Source organism: Streptomyces sp. NPDC104381 (genome assembly GCF_055583745.1).
This window is the reverse complement of sequence record NZ_JBVJNK010000003.1, coordinates 544,262-559,213: the sequence shown is the minus strand read 5'-3', so window position 1 is coordinate 559,213 and position 14,952 is coordinate 544,262. Positions and strand designations below refer to the sequence as shown.

Genomic DNA, 14,952 nt, shown 5'->3' with positions numbered 1-14,952 from the left:
AGCTCCTATTCGGGGATTGCGGCGGTGATGCGGAGGTGGGAGAGCACCCAGGCGTCGAAGTGGCCCGGCTGCTCCTGGTTGGCCAGGTGACCGGCGTCCTTGACGATCACGTAGGCGGTCCTGTGGATGGCACCGGCGATGGCCTGGCTCGCCTCGACGCCGGTGACCCGGTCCTGTTCGCCGCAGAGGACGAGGGTGGGGGCGGCGATCGAGGGGAGTTCGGCGCGCAGGTCGGCGGAGGCCATGGACTCGGCGGCGTACGCGTAACCGGGCAGCCGTACCGAGCCGGCCATGGTGTCGACGACGCGGCGCACCAGCTCGTCCGGCGCGTCGGGTGACACGAGACGTGGTCCGCGCGCCGAGGCGAAGGCGCGGGGGCCCAGCTCGGCGAGGTCGGCGGCCCTGGCCCGCATGGCCTCGGCCTTCTTCTCCTCGGTGCCCGAGCCGGGGCTGGAGTCGGCGATGACCAGGGAGGCGACGAGCTCGGGGTGCCGGGTGGCGAGGCGCAGCGCGATCACCCCGCCCCAGGAGACGCCGAGGACGTGCGCGGTGGTGGCGCGTTCCCGGATGAGGGCGGCCGCCGTGTCCGCGTAGTCGTCGAGGCTCATCGGCCCGGCGGGGTCGGGCGACTTGGCGTAGCCGGGGGCGTCCCAGGCCACGACCCTCACGTACGCGGAGAGTTCGGCGAGCTGCGGGGCGAAGGCGGCCGAGGAGGAGCCGATGCCGTGCAGGCACAGCAGCAGGGGGCCGTGGTCGCCCGCCTCCTCGACGTGGACCTCGGCGGTGGCGGCTGCGGCGCTCACAGGATCTGCCCGGTCCGGCCGGCGAGGGCGGCGAGGCTGCGCAGCACGGCGTACGGCACCACCTGGCTGGTGGCGGGGTTGCCGGGGTCGGGCAGGTGCGCGACCTCGAAGCGGTAGCTGCCGTGTCCGCCGGACGCCTCGATCACATGGCGGGTGTGGTGGGCCGCCGGGTCGGCGACGACCTGGACCCGCACAGCGTCCAGGTCGCCGACGGCCAGCGCGACCGAGGCGGCCACGTTCGTCGACTTGGGGAACTTGACCGGGATGTCGCGGGCGGTGCCGGACATGACCTCGACGGGCCCGGTGGCGTTCCGCATGCGGGCCAGCAACTCCTCGCTCATCCAGGGCTGTTCGAGGGTGGAGGGCAGCTTGGTGGTGGTCAGCCGGACCTCGTCGAGCGGACCGAGGGCACGCACCGCCTGGAGCAGGTCGAGTCCGCCGACGGCACCGCCGGTGAAGTAGACCCGGCCGGGGCCTGCCGCCAGCAGCCGCTTGGCGAGCTCGTCGTCGGTGAGCGCGCCGGTGGAGGCGATCAGCAGGTCGGTGCCGGAGGCGAGGACCCGCTCGCCCCATTCGCGTACGACCCCCTGTCCCGCGGCTTCGACGACGAGGTCGCAGGAGTCGATGGCCTCCTCGAAGGTGGCCTGCCGCACGGGGGCGGCCTCGCCGAGCGGGCGGTTGTCGACGACGCAGACCAGCTCGGCGCCGGTCACGCGGCCTTCGGCGAGCGCGGTGCCGACGACGCGGCCGATGGCGCCCCAGCCGACGACGGCGACCTTGCGGACGGTGCTCATGCGGTGGCCTCCTGGGCTGCTGCGGGACGGACGTCCACGGGAACGGGCGGGGCGGCGCCGGGGGCCGCGAGCGGACCGGGATCCGGGGAGCCGGCCATGCTGCAGCGGATCTCCTTCGACGGCGCGCCGGCCGTCCCCCACAGGTCGGAGAGCTCGGGGACGCGCCGCCACACCCGGGCGATCCAGGCGTCCTCGACGATCTGGGCGACCTCGGAGGTGTATTCGCAGACCAGGCCGGAGGGGTCGGTGAAGTACGAGAAGGTGTTGTTGCCGGGGCCGTGCCGGCCAGGGCCCCACTGGGGGGTGATCCCGTGGTGGCGCAGCCGGCCGAGGCCGCGCATGAAGTGGTCGACCGAGGTCATCTCGTACGCCACGTGGTTCAGCGACGTCCACTCGGCCTGGTTGAAGGCGATGCAGTGGTGGTCGCTGTTGCACCGCAGGAACGCCATCTGGTGCTCGGACCAGTCGGAGACGCGCAGCCCGAGGACGTCGCAGTAGAAGGTGACCGCCGCGTCGATGTCGGTGGTGTTGAGCACGGCGTGCGTCACGCCGACGGGCACGGCGCCGTCCCTGCCGCGCGGTACGACGGCCTGGACCTGGGCGCTGATCTCGATGAGGCGGCCCTCGGGGTCGGTGAACCGCAGCCCGTAGCCGCCGCCGGCCTGGTCCAGGGGGCCGGGCCCGGTGACGGGCACCAGGGAGCGCGCTTCGAGCCGGCGTGCCGCCTCGTCGACCTCGGCGGGGGTGGCGACGGCGAAGGCGATCCTGCCGAGGCCGACGCGGTCGCGCTCGGTCAGGTGCAGGACGTGGTGTTCGTCGCTCGTGCCGCGGAGCCAGCGGGCGCCGGTGTCGGACTCGACGGTCTCCAGGCCCCAGACGTCCTCGTAGAAGTCGGCGGCCTCGGTGAAGGCCGGGGTGTGCAGCTCGACGTAGCGCAGCGAGCGGAGCCGGGCGATCGGACCGGGGGGTGTTCGGTGCATGGGGTCCCTCCAGGACGGGCGGGCGTGCCGGGTCAGTTGGCCCACGGAAGCGGGTGGTCCGAGATGCCCCAGTACAGGGACTTCTGGCGCTGGTAGGCGCGGATCGCGTCGCGGCCCTTCTCCGTGCCGAGGCCGCTGTCCTTCCACCCGCTGAAGGGGGTGGAGGCACTGAACTGCTTGTAGGTGTTGATCCAGACGGTTCCGGCCTCGATCCGGCGGGCCAGCGCCCCGGCGGCGCGCAGGTCGCGGGTCCAGATGCCGCAGGCCAGGCCGTAGACGGAGTCGTTGGCCTGGCGGACCAGGTCGTCCTCGTCGTCGTAGGGCAGGGCGACCAGGACCGGGCCGAAGATCTCCTCCTGGCAGGTGCGTGAGGTGTTCGGCAGGCCGTCGATGACGGTGGGCAGGTAGTACGCCCCGTTCTCGTACGGCTCCCCCTCGGGCGCCGCTCCCCCGCACAGGACGCGCCCGCCTTCCGACCGGGCGAGGTCGACGTAGGCGGCGACGGAGTCGCGGTGGCGGTGGTGGACCAGGGGACCGACCTGGGTGGCCGGGTCGGTACCGGGGCCGACGCGCAGCTTGCGCACCCGCTCGACGAGTTCACCGACGAAGGAGTCGTAGATCTCGCGTGCGACGAAGAGCCGGGAACCGGCGATGCAGGACTGGCCGCTGGACGAGAAGATCCCGAACAGCACACCGGCCAGGGCCTGTTCGGTGTCGGCGTCGGCGCGCACGATCGTCGGCGACTTGCCGCCCAGCTCCAGGGAGGCGGGGATCAGCTTCCGGGCGGCGATCTCCGCGATGGAACGGCCGGTCTCCGTGCCTCCGGTGAATCCGATACGGCCGACGAGCGGGTGGCGCACGAGGGCGTCCCCGACCACCCGGCCGCTGCCGGGCAGCACGGAGAGCAGCGCGGGCGGCAGCCGGAACTCGTCGAGCGCCCGGGAGATCAGCCGCCCGAGCGCCAGGGAGACCAGGGGGGTCCAGGCCGCGGGCTTGAGGATCACCGCGTTGCCGGCGGCGAGGGCCGGGGCGATCTTCTGCGCGTCGCTGGCGACCGGGGAGTTCCAGGGGTTGACGGCGCAGACGACGCCGATCGGCTCGTGCGTGCTCACCGTGACGTACGGGCCGCGGGACGGGGTCACCGACTCCTCGGCCGTCTCCAGGACGGCCGCCATGTAGCGGAAGGTGCCCGCCGCACTGAGCGCGAGCGCCCTGGTCTCGGTGAGGGTCTTGCCGGTGTCGGCGGTCTGCAGCGCGGAGAGCTCGTCGGCGGCCTGTTCGGTGAGCTCGCCGATGCGGTGCAGCAGCCGGGCCCGGTCGTGGGCCGGCAGTTCGCGCCAGGCCGGGTCGGCCACGGCCTCCGCGGCGGCCAGGGCCGCCTCGTCCACCTCCCGCGCCGTGGCGGAGTGGACGGTGGCCAGCACGCGGCCGGTCGCGGGATCGACCGTGTCGACGGGCTCGCCCGCACCGCGCCGCCACTGGCCGGCGATCAGGATGTCGGTGGGGAACTGCAGCACGGGTGGACCTCCGGACGAGGCGGAAAAGGGGTGGACTCCGGGTGCGGACAGGCTCGTTGGTCCCCCGTCACCGGACTGCCGAAGTGCTAGAAATCTAAGCGCTTAAGTTTCTCGACACAAGACCCCGAGGTGAAATCGTTGCCCGGGAGGCCTTGAGCACCATCATCGGCGGCGCCGATGATGGTGGCCGAGTTGCAGGGAACGAGATTCCTAAGTCCTTAACTATTGACCGCTTAGGTATAGGCCCCTACTGTCTCGGCAACTCATCTGCCCGCGGAAGGACCCCCTCCATGACGACTGTGGCCGGCAAGCCCGCACTCGGCTCGATCGCCGCGAGACTCGAACGGCTGCCTCACTCGCGCTGGCACGTCAAGGTCCGGTTCCTCATCGGCGCCGTCACCTTCTTCGAGGCGTTCGACCAGCTGCTGGCCGCGTCCGCCCTGCCCGTCCTGATGAAGGAGTGGAACCTGTCCACCGGGCAGGCCACCTTCGCCGTCACCTCGGCCTCGATCGGCATGCTGCTCGGCGCCCTGGCCGCGGGCTGGCTGGGCGACCGCGTCGGACGGGTGCGCACCGTCGCCCTGGGGGTCGCGGTCACCGGCCTCGCCAGCCTCGCCGTCGCCCTCTCCGGCAGCATCGAGACGTTCTCGCTCTTCCGGTTCCTCCAAGGGCTCGGCATCGGCGGTGTCGTCCCGGTCGCGGCCACGTACATCAACGAGATCGCCCGGTCCGACAAGCGGGGCCGCTTCGTCCTGCTGTACGAGATGATCTTCCCGGCCGGACTCGCCGCCGCCACCCTGCTGGCGGTCTGGGTGGTCCCGGCCTTCGGCTGGCGCGCGATGTTCCTGGTGGGCGCCCTGCCGGTGGTGATCGGCGCGCTGCTGCCGCGCCATGTCGAGGAGTCCCCGCGCTGGCTGCTGTCCCGTGGACGTACGGCCGAGGCCGAGGCCGCCATCGCGCGGATCGAGGCGGAGGTCGCCCGCGCGACAGCCGAGGAGCTTCCGGCGCCGGTTCCCTCCGCGGACCCGCGGAACGAGCCCAGGGGCACCCTGATGGATCTGTTCCGGGGGCGCTATCTGCGGCGTACGGCGGTCCTGTCCGGGCTGTGGTTCGTGGCGTACTACGTGAACCACGGCATCTCGACCTGGCTGCCCTCCCTCTACACCAAGGAGTTCGGCCTGGATCTCACCACGGCGCTCGTCTACACCCTGGTCAGCAACGTCACCGGTCTGCTGGGCACCTTCGTCGTCGCCATGCTGATCGACCGCATCGGCCGCAGGCCCGCCCTGATCGGCGCCTTCGTCGGCACGGTGCTCTCGCTCGCCGTCCTGGCGCTCGCCGGGGCGACCTCGGGCGGCCAGGTGGCGCTCTTCGCCTCCTGTACGACGTTCTTCCTGTACGCGATCAACGCGGGGCTCTACCTCTACTCCCCCGAGCTGTACCCCACCCACAACCGGGCCAAGGGCGCGGCGTTCGGCGGCCTGTGGAACCGGTTCGGCGTCATCCTCGGCCCGGTCGCCGTCGGCGCGGTCATCGGGGCGGGCGGCGGCCTGGCGCTGGTCTTCGCGCAGCTCGCCGTGGTGGGCGCGGTCGGCGCGGTGATCGCGTGGTTCGCCGTCGAGACCAAGGGCAGGACGCTGGAGGAACTCAACGCCTGACCGCGCCGGTCCGGGGCCGGTGAGGGGGAGCAGCAGCGCTCACTGCTCCCCCTCACCGGCCCCGAGCGTCTGCGCCAGGGTCCCCAGGAGAGCCGTGAGCCGCCGTCGTTCCGCGTGGCCCAGGCCGGCCAGCGACTCCTGTTCCAGGTCCGCCCGTACGGCCGCCACCCGGCCGGTCAGCGCGAGGCCCTCGGGGGTGAGGCACAGCCGTACGATCCTGCGGTCGTCGGTGTCGCGCTCGCGGCGGATCAGCCCTGCCTCCGCGAGCCGGTCGGCCTGCTGGGTCAGTCCGCCCGCACGGACGGGGCCGGCCGCGGCGGCCTCGCCCATGGTCATCCGGTACGGGGCGCCCGCCTCGCGCAGGGTGGCCAGTACGTCGTAGGCGGCCCGGCTGATGCCGTGGGCGCGTACCGCCCTGCCCACGGCCAGCTGGTGGCGTGCGGCGCAGGCGTCGAGCAGGGCGAACAGGGAGCCGGAGGTGCCGTCCGGCTCCCCCGGAGGGACGAGGGGTGCTGCCGGGCCGGGGGCGGTCGGGTCCTGGCCCGCTCCCTCCGGTCCCGGGGCCGCCCCTGCCGGGCGGGGGTCCGAGCGGTGCTGCCCGGCGGCGCTCCCCCGGGCAGCACCGAACGCCGTGGCCAGCACGTCCGTCAGCGCCGGCGCGAGCTCCGCCGTCGGTACGGACGCCGCCGGTTCGTGCGCGAAGACGTAGCGTTCCATGATCACGCCGAAGAGGACGCTGCGGATCACCGCCGTACGCACGTCCGCCCCGTCGCCGGTGCCGATGACCTCGGCGAGGGGCTCCCCCACCTGGGTGTCCAGGATCGTGCGCAGCAGCTCGGCGCTGGGAGGGTGGCCGACCGCCGAGCGGATCAGCGCCGGCCAGGGGTCGTCGGCGGGCAGCCGGTCCCACCGGTCGAGGTAGGCGCGGGCGAGCATGCCCGGCAGGTCCGCCGCCTGACCGCCGGTCGCCGCGAGCACGTCGCGGCTGACGCCGGCCCCGTTGCCCACGGCCTCCCGGAAGAGGCCGTCCTTCGTGCCGAAGTACGCCATCACGAGGCCGGGCGTCACCCCCGCGTCCGCCGCGATGGCGCGGACCCCCACGCCCTTGTAGCCGTGCGCGCCGAAGAGGCGCCGGGCCGCGTCGAGGACCGCCCGGCGATTGCCTTCCGGGTCGTGCGAGCCGGGGCGCCGGGGCGCGGCCTCCGCCCGCCCCGCGGCGTGCGCGGGGTCCTCCGTCCGCCGTCGCGGGCTCATGTTCTTGCTCTCCGGATCCACGTGGTTCAGATTAAACGGGTGTTCATAAAAAACAGTCGTTCAAAACGGGTCACATCGTGTGCAAGGGTCCTGTACCGAGGGTGAGCGGGAGGCCGCTGCCGCCGCGCCGTACGGCGACGATCTCCGCCAGGACCGACAGGGCGGTCTCCTCGGACCCACGGCCGCCCAGGTCGAGCCCGATCGGTGAACGCAGACGGGCCAGCCCGGCCTCGGTCACGCCGGCCGCGCGCAGACGCGCCAGCCGGTCCTCGTGCGTGCGGCGGCTCCCCATGGCGCCCACGTATCCGGCGGCGCCGCGCAGGGCGCGCGTGAGAACGGGGACGTCGAAGCGGGGCTCATGGGTGAGCACGCACACCGCCGTCGTCGCGTCGACCAGGTCCTCGTGGGCGTCGAACCAGCGGTCCGGCCGGTCGACGACGACCTCGTCGGCGCCCGGGAAGCGCCCGGGATCGGCGAACGCGGGCCTGGCGTCACAGACGGTCACGCGGTGGCCGAGGGCTGCGGCGAAGCCGGCCAGCGGCCGGGCGAACTCGGCGGCCCCGAAGATCAGCAGCCGGGGCCGGGACGCGAAGGACTGCACCAGCAGCCGGCGTTCCGGGGCGCAGCCGGCACCCTCCGCCCCCTCCCCCACGGTGACCGGCCCGCTCTCCCCCCGGCCGAGCATGCCCTCGGCGGCCAGGGCGGCCGCCCGGTCCACGGCCCCGCCACCCAGTGAACCGCTCACCCGCCCACGCCCCACGGCCAGGCTCCCGGCGCCGTCGAGGGGCGTGACGAGCGCGACCGGGACACCGGCCGCCAGGTCCGCCGAGATCCGGTCGAGCGGCGTCCCGGGCGTCACCTCGCGGATCAGCACCTCGATCGTCCCGCCGCAGGTCAGCCCGACCGCGAAGGCGTCGTCGTCGCCGACCCCCCAGCGCTCGACGACCGGGGGGCCGCCCGCGAACACCTCCTCGGCCGCGGCGATCACGGCGGCTTCCACGCATCCGCCGGAGACACTGCCGACGATCCCGCCGTCCTCCGCCACCAGCATGGAGGCGCCGGGCCCGTGCGGGGCCGAGCCCCAGGTCCGCACCACGGTCGCCATGACACAGCGGGTTCCGGAGCTCTGCCAGGCCGCCGCCCGGTCGATGACATGTCGCATTCTTCGCTCACCTCGGGCCGTGAAATCTGCGGGAGCCTCTTGCCAACGAGAAACTTTAGTGTAAATCATTTCAGGTACTAGATAGATCTGTGCGTATCGATCGTCACGCCGACGCGCCGAGTGCGACGGCGTGACGACCATCCGAGAGGCCCGGTGGCAGCAGATTGAAACCCACACCCTTCGACTACACCGCCCCCCGCACCGTCGCCGAGGCGCTCGCCCTCCTCGCCGACCCGGCGCGGGACACCAAGGTCGTGGCGGGCGGCCAGTCATTGATCCCGATGCTGAACATGCGTCTGGCCCGCCCCGAACTCCTCGTGGACATCACCCGGATCGAGGAGCTGGCCCGTCTGACGGTCGACACGTCCGGCGCCCTGCGCATCGGCGCCGCGGTGCGGCAGTCCCGCGCCGCCGCCGACCCGGCCGTCCGGCACGGATGGCCGCTCCTGGCCGCGGCGATCGGCCACATCGGCCACCCGCAGATCCGCGGCCGCGGCACCGTCTGCGGCAGCCTGGCCCACCACGACCCGGCCGCCGAACTGCCCACGGCGGCGCGGGCACTGGACGCCCGGTTCGTGATCACGGGTCCCGGCGGCAGCCGCACCGTCCCCGCCGAGGACTTCTTCGTCGCCACGTTCGCCACCGCGGTCGGCGACGACGAGCTGCTCTCGGAGGTGATCGTCCCCCCGCCGCCCGCCGGGCAGGGCTGGGCCTTCGAGGAACTCACGCGCAGACACGGTGACTTCGCGACCGTCGGGGTGGCCGTCCTGCTGGACCGCGATTCCAGCACGGGCCTGGTCCGCACCGCCCGTGTGGTCTTCAGCGGGGCCGGCCCCGTCCCCGTACGCCTGCCCGCCGCCGAGGACGCGCTCGTCGGCACCGGGGTCGACGAAGCGGCGCTGGCCGCCGCGCGCCGCGCCGCGCTCGCCGGCCTCGATCCCTCCGACGACGTCCACGCGAGCGCCGCCCACCGGCGCGAGACCGCCGGCCACCTCCTCGTCCGCGCCTGTACCACCGCATGGGAGCGCTGCTGATGACCCCGTCCGTCCCTGCCCCCCGCACCGTCCGGACCCCGCCGCTCGCCGAGCCGTCCGGCTGGCACCGGATCGCGCTGACCGTCAACGGTGAGCAGATCACCGCCGAGGTCGAGTCCCGGCTGCTCCTCAGCGACTTCCTGCGCGACCGGCTCCGCCTCACCGGCACCCATGTCGGCTGCGAGCACGGGGTGTGCGGGGCCTGCACGGTGCTCCTCGACGGCGAACCGGCCCGCTCCTGCCTGACCCTGGCCGTGCAGTGCGACGGGGCCGCGCTCCGCACCGTCGAGGGCCTCGCCCCCGGCGACGCGCCGCTCACCCCGGTCCAGCGCGCCTTCCACACCTGCCACGGCATGCAGTGCGGCTTCTGCACCCCCGGATTCGTCATGACGGCGACCGCCCTGACCGAACAGCCCGAGCGCCCCGGCCCGGAAGAGGTCGCCGACGCGCTCAGCGGCCATCTGTGCCGGTGCACCGGCTACCGCAACATCCGCCGTGCCGTGTGCCAGGCACTCGACGAGAGCTTCGGGGAGTGACCCGCGTGTCCCACACATCCGACCCGGGCCGACAGGACGGCGGCAGCTGGATCGGCCGGTCCGTCCCGCGTGTCGAGGACGACCGGCTGCTGCGCGGCAACGGCCGCTACGTCGACGACATCGCTCTGCCCGGCGCCGTCGAGGCGGCCTTCCTGCGCAGTCCCCACGCCCACGCCCGCATCGAGTCCATCGACGTGAAGGCGGCGCTGGAGGCCCCCGGCGTCGTCGCCGTGTGGACCGGCGACGACGTCGCGGACCTGCCGCCGACGCTCAACAAGGAGGAACTGCGCACCCCGCCGGGCCTCGCCGCGCTCCTGGACCCCACGGTCCGGATGACGCCGATGCCGCTGCTCGCCGGGGAGAAGGTGCTGTACGTCGGCCAGCCGGTCGCCCTCGTCCTGGCCGAGAACCGCTATCTCGCCGAGGACGCCCTCGAACTCGTCGACGTCCGCTACGCCCCGCTGCCCGTGCTCGTCGACCCCGAGGAAGCCCTGTCGGAACAGGCGCCGCTGCTGCACGACGGCCTGCCGGACAACACCGCCGTCGCCGTCACGGCCCGCGTCGGCGACCCGGACACCGTCTTCGCCTCGGCGCACACCGTGGTCGCCGAACGCTTCGAGGCGCACCGCTACGTGGCCTCGCCCATCGAGACCCGCGCGGTCTCGGCCCAGGTCGACCCCTACAGCGGCAGGCTGAACGTCTGGTCGGGGACCCAGACCCCCCACCGGCTGCGGGAGGCCATCGCCCATACGCTCGGCCTCACGGCCGACACGGTCCATGTCGTCGCCGCCGACGTCGGGGGCGGCTTCGGCCAGAAGGGCATCCTCTACGTCGAGGAACTCCTCGTCCCGCACGCCGCGCGGGTGCTCGGCCGCCCCGTGCTGTGGCGCGAGGACCGCAACGAGAACCTCACCGCCTCCTCGCACGCCCGCGAGCAGATCCACAGCATCGAGCTCGCCGCGGACGCCGAGGGCCGCATCCTCGGTGTCCGCGACCGGATCCTGGTCAACTTCGGCGCGTACAACATGACCGGGCTGGTCGTGCCGTACAACTCGCTCTGCCATCTGCTCGGCCCCTACCGCGTCCCCCATGTGGACATCGACGTCACCGGTGTCCTCACCAACACCACGTTCGCGACGCCGTACCGGGGGGCGGGCAGGCCGGAGACGGTCTTCGCCATGGAACGCGCGATGGACCGGCTGGCCGCCGCGCTGGGCCTGGCACCCGAGGAGCTGCGGGCTCGCAATCTCGTCGGCCCGGACGAGATGCCGTACGCGACGGGGCTGGTGGACCGCTCCGGCAGCCCCCAGTCCTACGACTCCGGCGACTTCCCCGAGCTCCTGCGCCGCGCCGTGGCGAAAGCGGACGCCGAGGGCGTACGCGCCCGGCAGCGCGAGGGCGCCCGCGACGGGAAGCACATCGGCATCGGGTTCGCGATGTACATCGAGGCGACCGGTCTCGGGCCGTTCGAGACGGCCCGCATCGACATCGCCCCGACGGGGCGGGTCCGGCTCGCCATAGGTGCCCCGTCCCAGGGGCAGGGGCACCGTACGTCCATGGCGCAGATCGCCGCCGACGCCATCGGGGTGCCGCTCGGCGTCATAGAGGTGACCGGCGGCGACACCGAGGCCACCCCGTTCGGTGTGGGCACCATCGCCAGCCGCGCCCTGGTCAACGCGGGCAACGCCACCCACCGGGCCGGGCGGCTGGTCCGCGAGAAGATCATCGACGCGGCGGCGCGGCGCCTCGGTGTCCCGGCGGACAGCCTGGACCTCAGTGACGGCGTGGTGACGGCGAAGGAGCCCGGCGGCCCGTCGATGGACCTGGCGGAACTCGCCGGCCGGGCACCGCTGCCCGGCACGCCGGAGCCCACCGACGGCCGGCACGGCACCGAGATCAGCGAGACCGTGCACTTCCGGCCGCCGGGCTTCGCCGTCGCGAGCGGGGCGCACGCCGCCGTCGTGGAGGTGGACGAGCACACCGGCGCCGTCGGGATCCTGCACTACGTCGTCGTCCATGACGCGGGCGTCATCGTCAACCCGATGATCGCCGAGGGCCAGGTCACCGGCGGCATCGCGCAGGGCATCGGCGGCGCGCTGTACGAGGAGATGGTCTACGGGCCCGACGGACAGCCCAGGACCGGCACCTACATGGACTACCTGGTGCCCACCTCCTCGGAGATCCCCGATCTCGACATGGACGAGCTCTTCACCCCCAGCCCGATGAACGACCTCGGGGTGAAGGGGCTCGGCGAGGGCGGTGCGATCGCCCCGCAGGCCGTGCTCGCCAACGCCGTGGAGGACGCGCTGCGTTCCTTCGGCGTGGTCGTACGGCGCGGCCCCCTCTCGCCGAGCCGGGTGCGCGACCTGATCCGCACCCCGGCCACCCCCGGCTGACCGGCCCCGACTTCCGACTCCGCGATCCAAGGATGGGAACCATGCAGCTCGACCACACCTTCACCGTTCCGGCCGCCCCCGACGAGGCGTGGAAGCTCTTCCACGACCTCGCCCGGGTCGCGCCCTGTATGCCCGGCGCGGTCCTCGACACGCTCGACGGCGACACGTTCACCGGCCGCGTCAAGGTCAAGATCGGCGCGGTGCAGATGAGTTACCGGGGCGAGGGCACCGTCACGCGCGACGAGGCCGCCCGTTCCATGCACCTCGACCTCAGCGGCAGCGAGACCCGTGGCTCGGGCACCGCGTCCGCGACGGTCACCGCGACCCTGGCCGCCGGCCCCGACGGCACGCGGGTGCACGTACGCACGGACCTCGACATCACCGGCCGTCCCGCGCAGTTCGGCCGGGGCATCATGACCGAGGTCGGGGACCGGCTCGTCCAGCAGTTCGCGGACCGCCTCGAAGGCGTTCTGCGGGAAGGGCCCGGCCCCGCCGGCCGGGCTCCGGCCGCCTCCGCCGCCGAGCCGGAGGCGGTGGACCTGGGCGCGGCGGCCCTGCCGGTGCTGCTCAGGAAGGCGGCCGTACCCACGGCCGCCGTCCTGCTGGCCGTGGTGCTGGTGAGGGTGGTGCGGCGGCGGTCCCTCGGCTGATGATCCTTCTATCGCCTCAGCGGTAAGATTCTCAGTGCAGTGAGAAGCCGGGGGGCGCCGGCTGACGCCGTACAAGGGGATGAGATGGCAGCATCAAGGCCTGGGGACCAGGACGCCGTGGCGAAGGTGATCGAGGACTGGGCGCGGGAGCGGCCGGAGCTGGACACCGGCCCGCTCGAGGTCCTCGCCCGGCTCCACCGCTCCTTCCTGCGCTACAGCACCGGGCTCACCGAATCGATCGAGCGGTACGGCCTGTCCGTGGCGGGCTTCGACGTCCTGACCGCGCTGCGCAGGGCGGGTGAGCCCTACCGGCTGACGGCGGGGCAGCTCGCCGACTCCGGGCTGGTGTCCTCGGCCGGGGTGACCCTGCGGATCGACCGGCTGGAGAAGGACGGCCTGATCGTCCGTGAGCGGGACACGGAGGACCGCAGGGTCGTCTACTCCCGGCTGACCGAGAAGGGCCTCGCCACGGTGGACACGGCGTTCGCCGAGCACCTGGACAACGAGAGCCGGATGCTCGCGGGGCTGTCGCCCTCCGAGCGCCGGCAGCTCGCGCGGCTGCTGCGGAAGCTGGAGATCTCGATCCTCGACGCGGACGAGGAGCGGGCCGGCACGGTGTAGGGACCGCGAGGGGCCGGGGCCGGCTCCTCAACCGTCGGCGTGGGAGCACCGGTTGCCCTCGGCCTGCCTCGGCACGCGCATCCTGCGCATGAGGTCGCGCGTCCCGCGCCGGTCGAGCGTGGTGCTCCAGGCGACTCCCGGATACCGGGCCCGCAGGTGGGAGAGCGCCCTGGTGTCCAGCCCGCTGCGATGGAACCGCTGCTCGATGAGCACGTCGGTGATGACCGCCTCGGCGCAGGAGGCGCAGAGGCGGAAGTCCACGTGGCCCACCACCTTGCGCACGTGGACCAGGAGCAGGCACTGCGTGTCGCCGGCGTCCCGTCCGGGCGACTGCACCAGCTCGATCTCGCTGTAGGCGAGTACGCGCCGGTGCCAGTCGCCCTTGCGGTGGCGGATCAGGCGGTGGCGGCCCCCGCCACCGTGGCGCGCGGGGTGTTCCACGGCGTCCGGCCCACGGAGGGGCGCACCATGGGGCATGTCCGTCTTGGGCTGTGCGTGGCTTCCCTGCATGACAGGCGCCTGCCCCGCCTGGGGCGACCGATGCGTCCCCGCGGGCGGATGCCCTTCAGGTGCCGGGGCCGGGGTCCGGCCGGACGGGCTCGGTGATACCCGCTCTGGCGGCCTCCAGCTGGGCCGCGAACGCGATCCCGAGGAACAGGACGATGCCGGTCAGGTTGGCCCACAGCAGCAGCGCCACGAACGCGGTCAGCGGCCCGTAGACGGCGCCGAACGAACCACTTCTGCCGACGTAGAACGTGAGCAGCCAGGTGGCCGCGACCCAGAGGACCAGGTGCACGGCGGAGCCGAAGACCAGCCAGGTGTAGCCGGGCTGCACACGCCGGGGTGACCAGCGGAAGATCACGGCGGAGGCCAGTGCGGCGCAGACCGTGCCGACCGGTATCTCCAGGACGTCCCACCAGCCGAGCCAGGAGCGCGACCAGCCGAGGGCCTCCACCACCGAGTCCCCGACGGCCTCGCCGGCGACCAGCACGAGGAACCCCAGCATCAGCGGCAGCCCCGCGGCGACTGCCAGCAGCAGGCCGCGACCGTACTTGGCGAGGAAGGGGCGATCGCGCTCGATGCCGTAGATGCGGTTGCAGCCCCGTTCGATCTGGCCCATCGCGGAGGCGAGGTTGAGCACGGCGAAGCCGAGGCCGAGCCACATGGCCAGTGCCCCGGCCGTCGTGGAATCCGCACTCCGGCGGGTGTCCCGCAGCGCTCCCTGCACGAGCTCCACGCTGGCTCCGGGCACGATCCTTCCGAGCGTCAGCTCGATCACGCGGCCGATGCTCTCGGTGTGCACCGTCGTGGCCACGCCCACCAGCGCGATCACGAACGGCACCATGCCCACGACCACCTGGAACCCTAGGGACCTGGCGAAGCTGAACCCGTCGGCGTACCGGAACCGTGCGAAGGCGTCGAGGAGAAGCTTGCGCCCGCCGTAGTGGCGCAGCGCGCTGAGGGCTTCGTCCCCCGAGAGCTCCTCCCCGATCATGTCCCGCGTCTGCGGAACATGGACGACCGTCCCCATGAGACCCCCTCCTCCG

General features: G+C 73.2%; 14 protein-coding genes. 6 read left to right on the top strand and 8 right to left on the bottom strand.

Features of this window, described 5'->3' with window-relative positions; translation table 11 throughout:
• Window positions 1–5: 5 nt before the first annotated feature.
• Genes ACZ607_RS11950 through ACZ607_RS11935 form a run of 4 tightly spaced genes read right to left on the bottom strand, consistent with a single transcriptional unit; the run spans window position 6 to window position 4,094 of the window.
• Complete coding sequence (locus ACZ607_RS11950) at window positions 6–803, bottom strand: alpha/beta fold hydrolase (protein WP_469734313.1); 798 nt, start codon at window positions 801–803, stop codon at window positions 6–8.
• Window positions 800–1,597 (bottom strand): aspartate dehydrogenase domain-containing protein, encoded by a 798-nt coding sequence (locus tag ACZ607_RS11945; RefSeq protein WP_469734312.1) that lies wholly within the window; start codon window positions 1,595–1,597, stop codon window positions 800–802. The genes ACZ607_RS11950 and ACZ607_RS11945 overlap by 4 nt, the downstream gene beginning before the upstream one ends.
• Window positions 1,594–2,577 carry a VOC family protein gene (locus ACZ607_RS11940; protein WP_469734310.1) on the bottom strand — a complete coding sequence of 328 codons (984 nt, stop codon included), beginning with the start codon at window positions 2,575–2,577 and terminating at the stop codon, window positions 1,594–1,596. Before ACZ607_RS11940 ends, ACZ607_RS11945 begins: the two co-directional genes overlap by 4 nt.
• A gap of 32 nt (window positions 2,578–2,609) precedes the next feature.
• Window positions 2,610–4,094 (bottom strand): aldehyde dehydrogenase, encoded by a 1,485-nt coding sequence (locus tag ACZ607_RS11935; RefSeq protein WP_469734308.1) that lies wholly within the window; start codon window positions 4,092–4,094, stop codon window positions 2,610–2,612.
• Between the two features lie 290 nt (window positions 4,095–4,384).
• Here ACZ607_RS11935 and ACZ607_RS11930 point away from each other — a divergent pair, with 290 nt between their 5' ends.
• On the top strand, window positions 4,385–5,752 hold the full coding sequence (locus ACZ607_RS11930; protein WP_469734306.1) for an MFS transporter: 1,368 nt from the start codon (window positions 4,385–4,387) through the stop codon (window positions 5,750–5,752).
• Window positions 5,753–5,791: 39 nt separating this feature from the next.
• On the opposite strand, the gene ACZ607_RS11925 is transcribed toward ACZ607_RS11930, so the two are convergent.
• Both ACZ607_RS11925 and ACZ607_RS11920 read right to left on the bottom strand, forming a co-directional pair.
• Entirely contained in the window at window positions 5,792–7,027 is a 1,236-nt protein-coding gene (locus ACZ607_RS11925) for a TetR/AcrR family transcriptional regulator (RefSeq protein WP_469734304.1), read from the bottom strand.
• A gap of 49 nt (window positions 7,028–7,076) precedes the next feature.
• Complete coding sequence (locus ACZ607_RS11920; protein ID WP_469734302.1) at window positions 7,077–8,168, bottom strand: XdhC family protein; 1,092 nt, start codon at window positions 8,166–8,168, stop codon at window positions 7,077–7,079.
• A gap of 164 nt (window positions 8,169–8,332) precedes the next feature.
• On the opposite strand from ACZ607_RS11920, the gene ACZ607_RS11915 reads away from it, so the two are divergent.
• The 5 genes from ACZ607_RS11915 (at window position 8,333) to ACZ607_RS11895 (ending at window position 13,405) form a co-directional block, all read left to right on the top strand.
• Window positions 8,333–9,202, top strand: coding sequence for an FAD binding domain-containing protein (locus ACZ607_RS11915; protein ID WP_469734301.1), 870 nt, complete (start codon window positions 8,333–8,335; stop codon window positions 9,200–9,202).
• A complete protein-coding gene (locus ACZ607_RS11910; RefSeq protein ID WP_469734299.1) occupies window positions 9,202–9,738 on the top strand; it encodes a (2Fe-2S)-binding protein in 537 nt (178 codons plus the stop codon). Before ACZ607_RS11915 ends, ACZ607_RS11910 begins: the two co-directional genes overlap by 1 nt.
• Before the next feature lie 5 nt (window positions 9,739–9,743).
• Window positions 9,744–12,134 (top strand): xanthine dehydrogenase family protein molybdopterin-binding subunit, encoded by a 2,391-nt coding sequence (locus tag ACZ607_RS11905; RefSeq protein WP_469734298.1) that lies wholly within the window; start codon window positions 9,744–9,746, stop codon window positions 12,132–12,134.
• A 41-nt stretch (window positions 12,135–12,175) separates the two neighbouring features.
• A complete protein-coding gene (locus ACZ607_RS11900) occupies window positions 12,176–12,784 on the top strand; it encodes an SRPBCC family protein (RefSeq protein WP_469734297.1) in 609 nt (202 codons plus the stop codon).
• 84 nt (window positions 12,785–12,868) lie between these two features.
• Window positions 12,869–13,405, top strand: a complete 537-nt coding sequence (locus tag ACZ607_RS11895) for a MarR family winged helix-turn-helix transcriptional regulator (protein WP_469734295.1) — start codon at window positions 12,869–12,871, stop codon at window positions 13,403–13,405.
• 27 nt (window positions 13,406–13,432) lie between these two features.
• Here ACZ607_RS11895 and ACZ607_RS11890 read toward each other — a convergent pair whose 3' ends face one another.
• The gene (locus tag ACZ607_RS11890) at window positions 13,433–13,915 is read right to left on the bottom strand and encodes a hypothetical protein (protein WP_469734293.1); all 483 of its coding nucleotides are present in this window, start codon (window positions 13,913–13,915) and stop codon (window positions 13,433–13,435) included.
• Window positions 13,916–13,970: 55 nt separating this feature from the next.
• Window positions 13,971–14,936, bottom strand: coding sequence for a YihY/virulence factor BrkB family protein (locus ACZ607_RS11885; protein ID WP_469734291.1), 966 nt, complete (start codon window positions 14,934–14,936; stop codon window positions 13,971–13,973).
• Between the last annotated feature and the right edge of the window lie 16 nt (window positions 14,937–14,952).

Coding starts and splice junctions, on each gene's coding strand:
- ACZ607_RS11945 (WP_469734312.1), bottom strand. CDS start 1,597: ATGAGCACCGTCCGCAAGGTCGCCGTCGTCGGCTGGGGCGCCATCGGC.
- ACZ607_RS11940 (WP_469734310.1), bottom strand. CDS start 2,577: ATGCACCGAACACCCCCCGGTCCGATCGCCCGGCTCCGCTCGCTGCGC.
- ACZ607_RS11930 (WP_469734306.1), top strand. CDS start 4,385: ATGACGACTGTGGCCGGCAAGCCCGCACTCGGCTCGATCGCCGCGAGA.
- ACZ607_RS11920 (WP_469734302.1), bottom strand. CDS start 8,168: ATGCGACATGTCATCGACCGGGCGGCGGCCTGGCAGAGCTCCGGAACC.
- ACZ607_RS11910 (WP_469734299.1), top strand. CDS start 9,202: ATGACCCCGTCCGTCCCTGCCCCCCGCACCGTCCGGACCCCGCCGCTC.
- ACZ607_RS11900 (WP_469734297.1), top strand. CDS start 12,176: ATGCAGCTCGACCACACCTTCACCGTTCCGGCCGCCCCCGACGAGGCG.
- ACZ607_RS11895 (WP_469734295.1), top strand. CDS start 12,869: ATGGCAGCATCAAGGCCTGGGGACCAGGACGCCGTGGCGAAGGTGATC.
- ACZ607_RS11890 (WP_469734293.1), bottom strand. CDS start 13,915: ATGCAGGGAAGCCACGCACAGCCCAAGACGGACATGCCCCATGGTGCG.
- ACZ607_RS11885 (WP_469734291.1), bottom strand. CDS start 14,936: ATGGGGACGGTCGTCCATGTTCCGCAGACGCGGGACATGATCGGGGAG.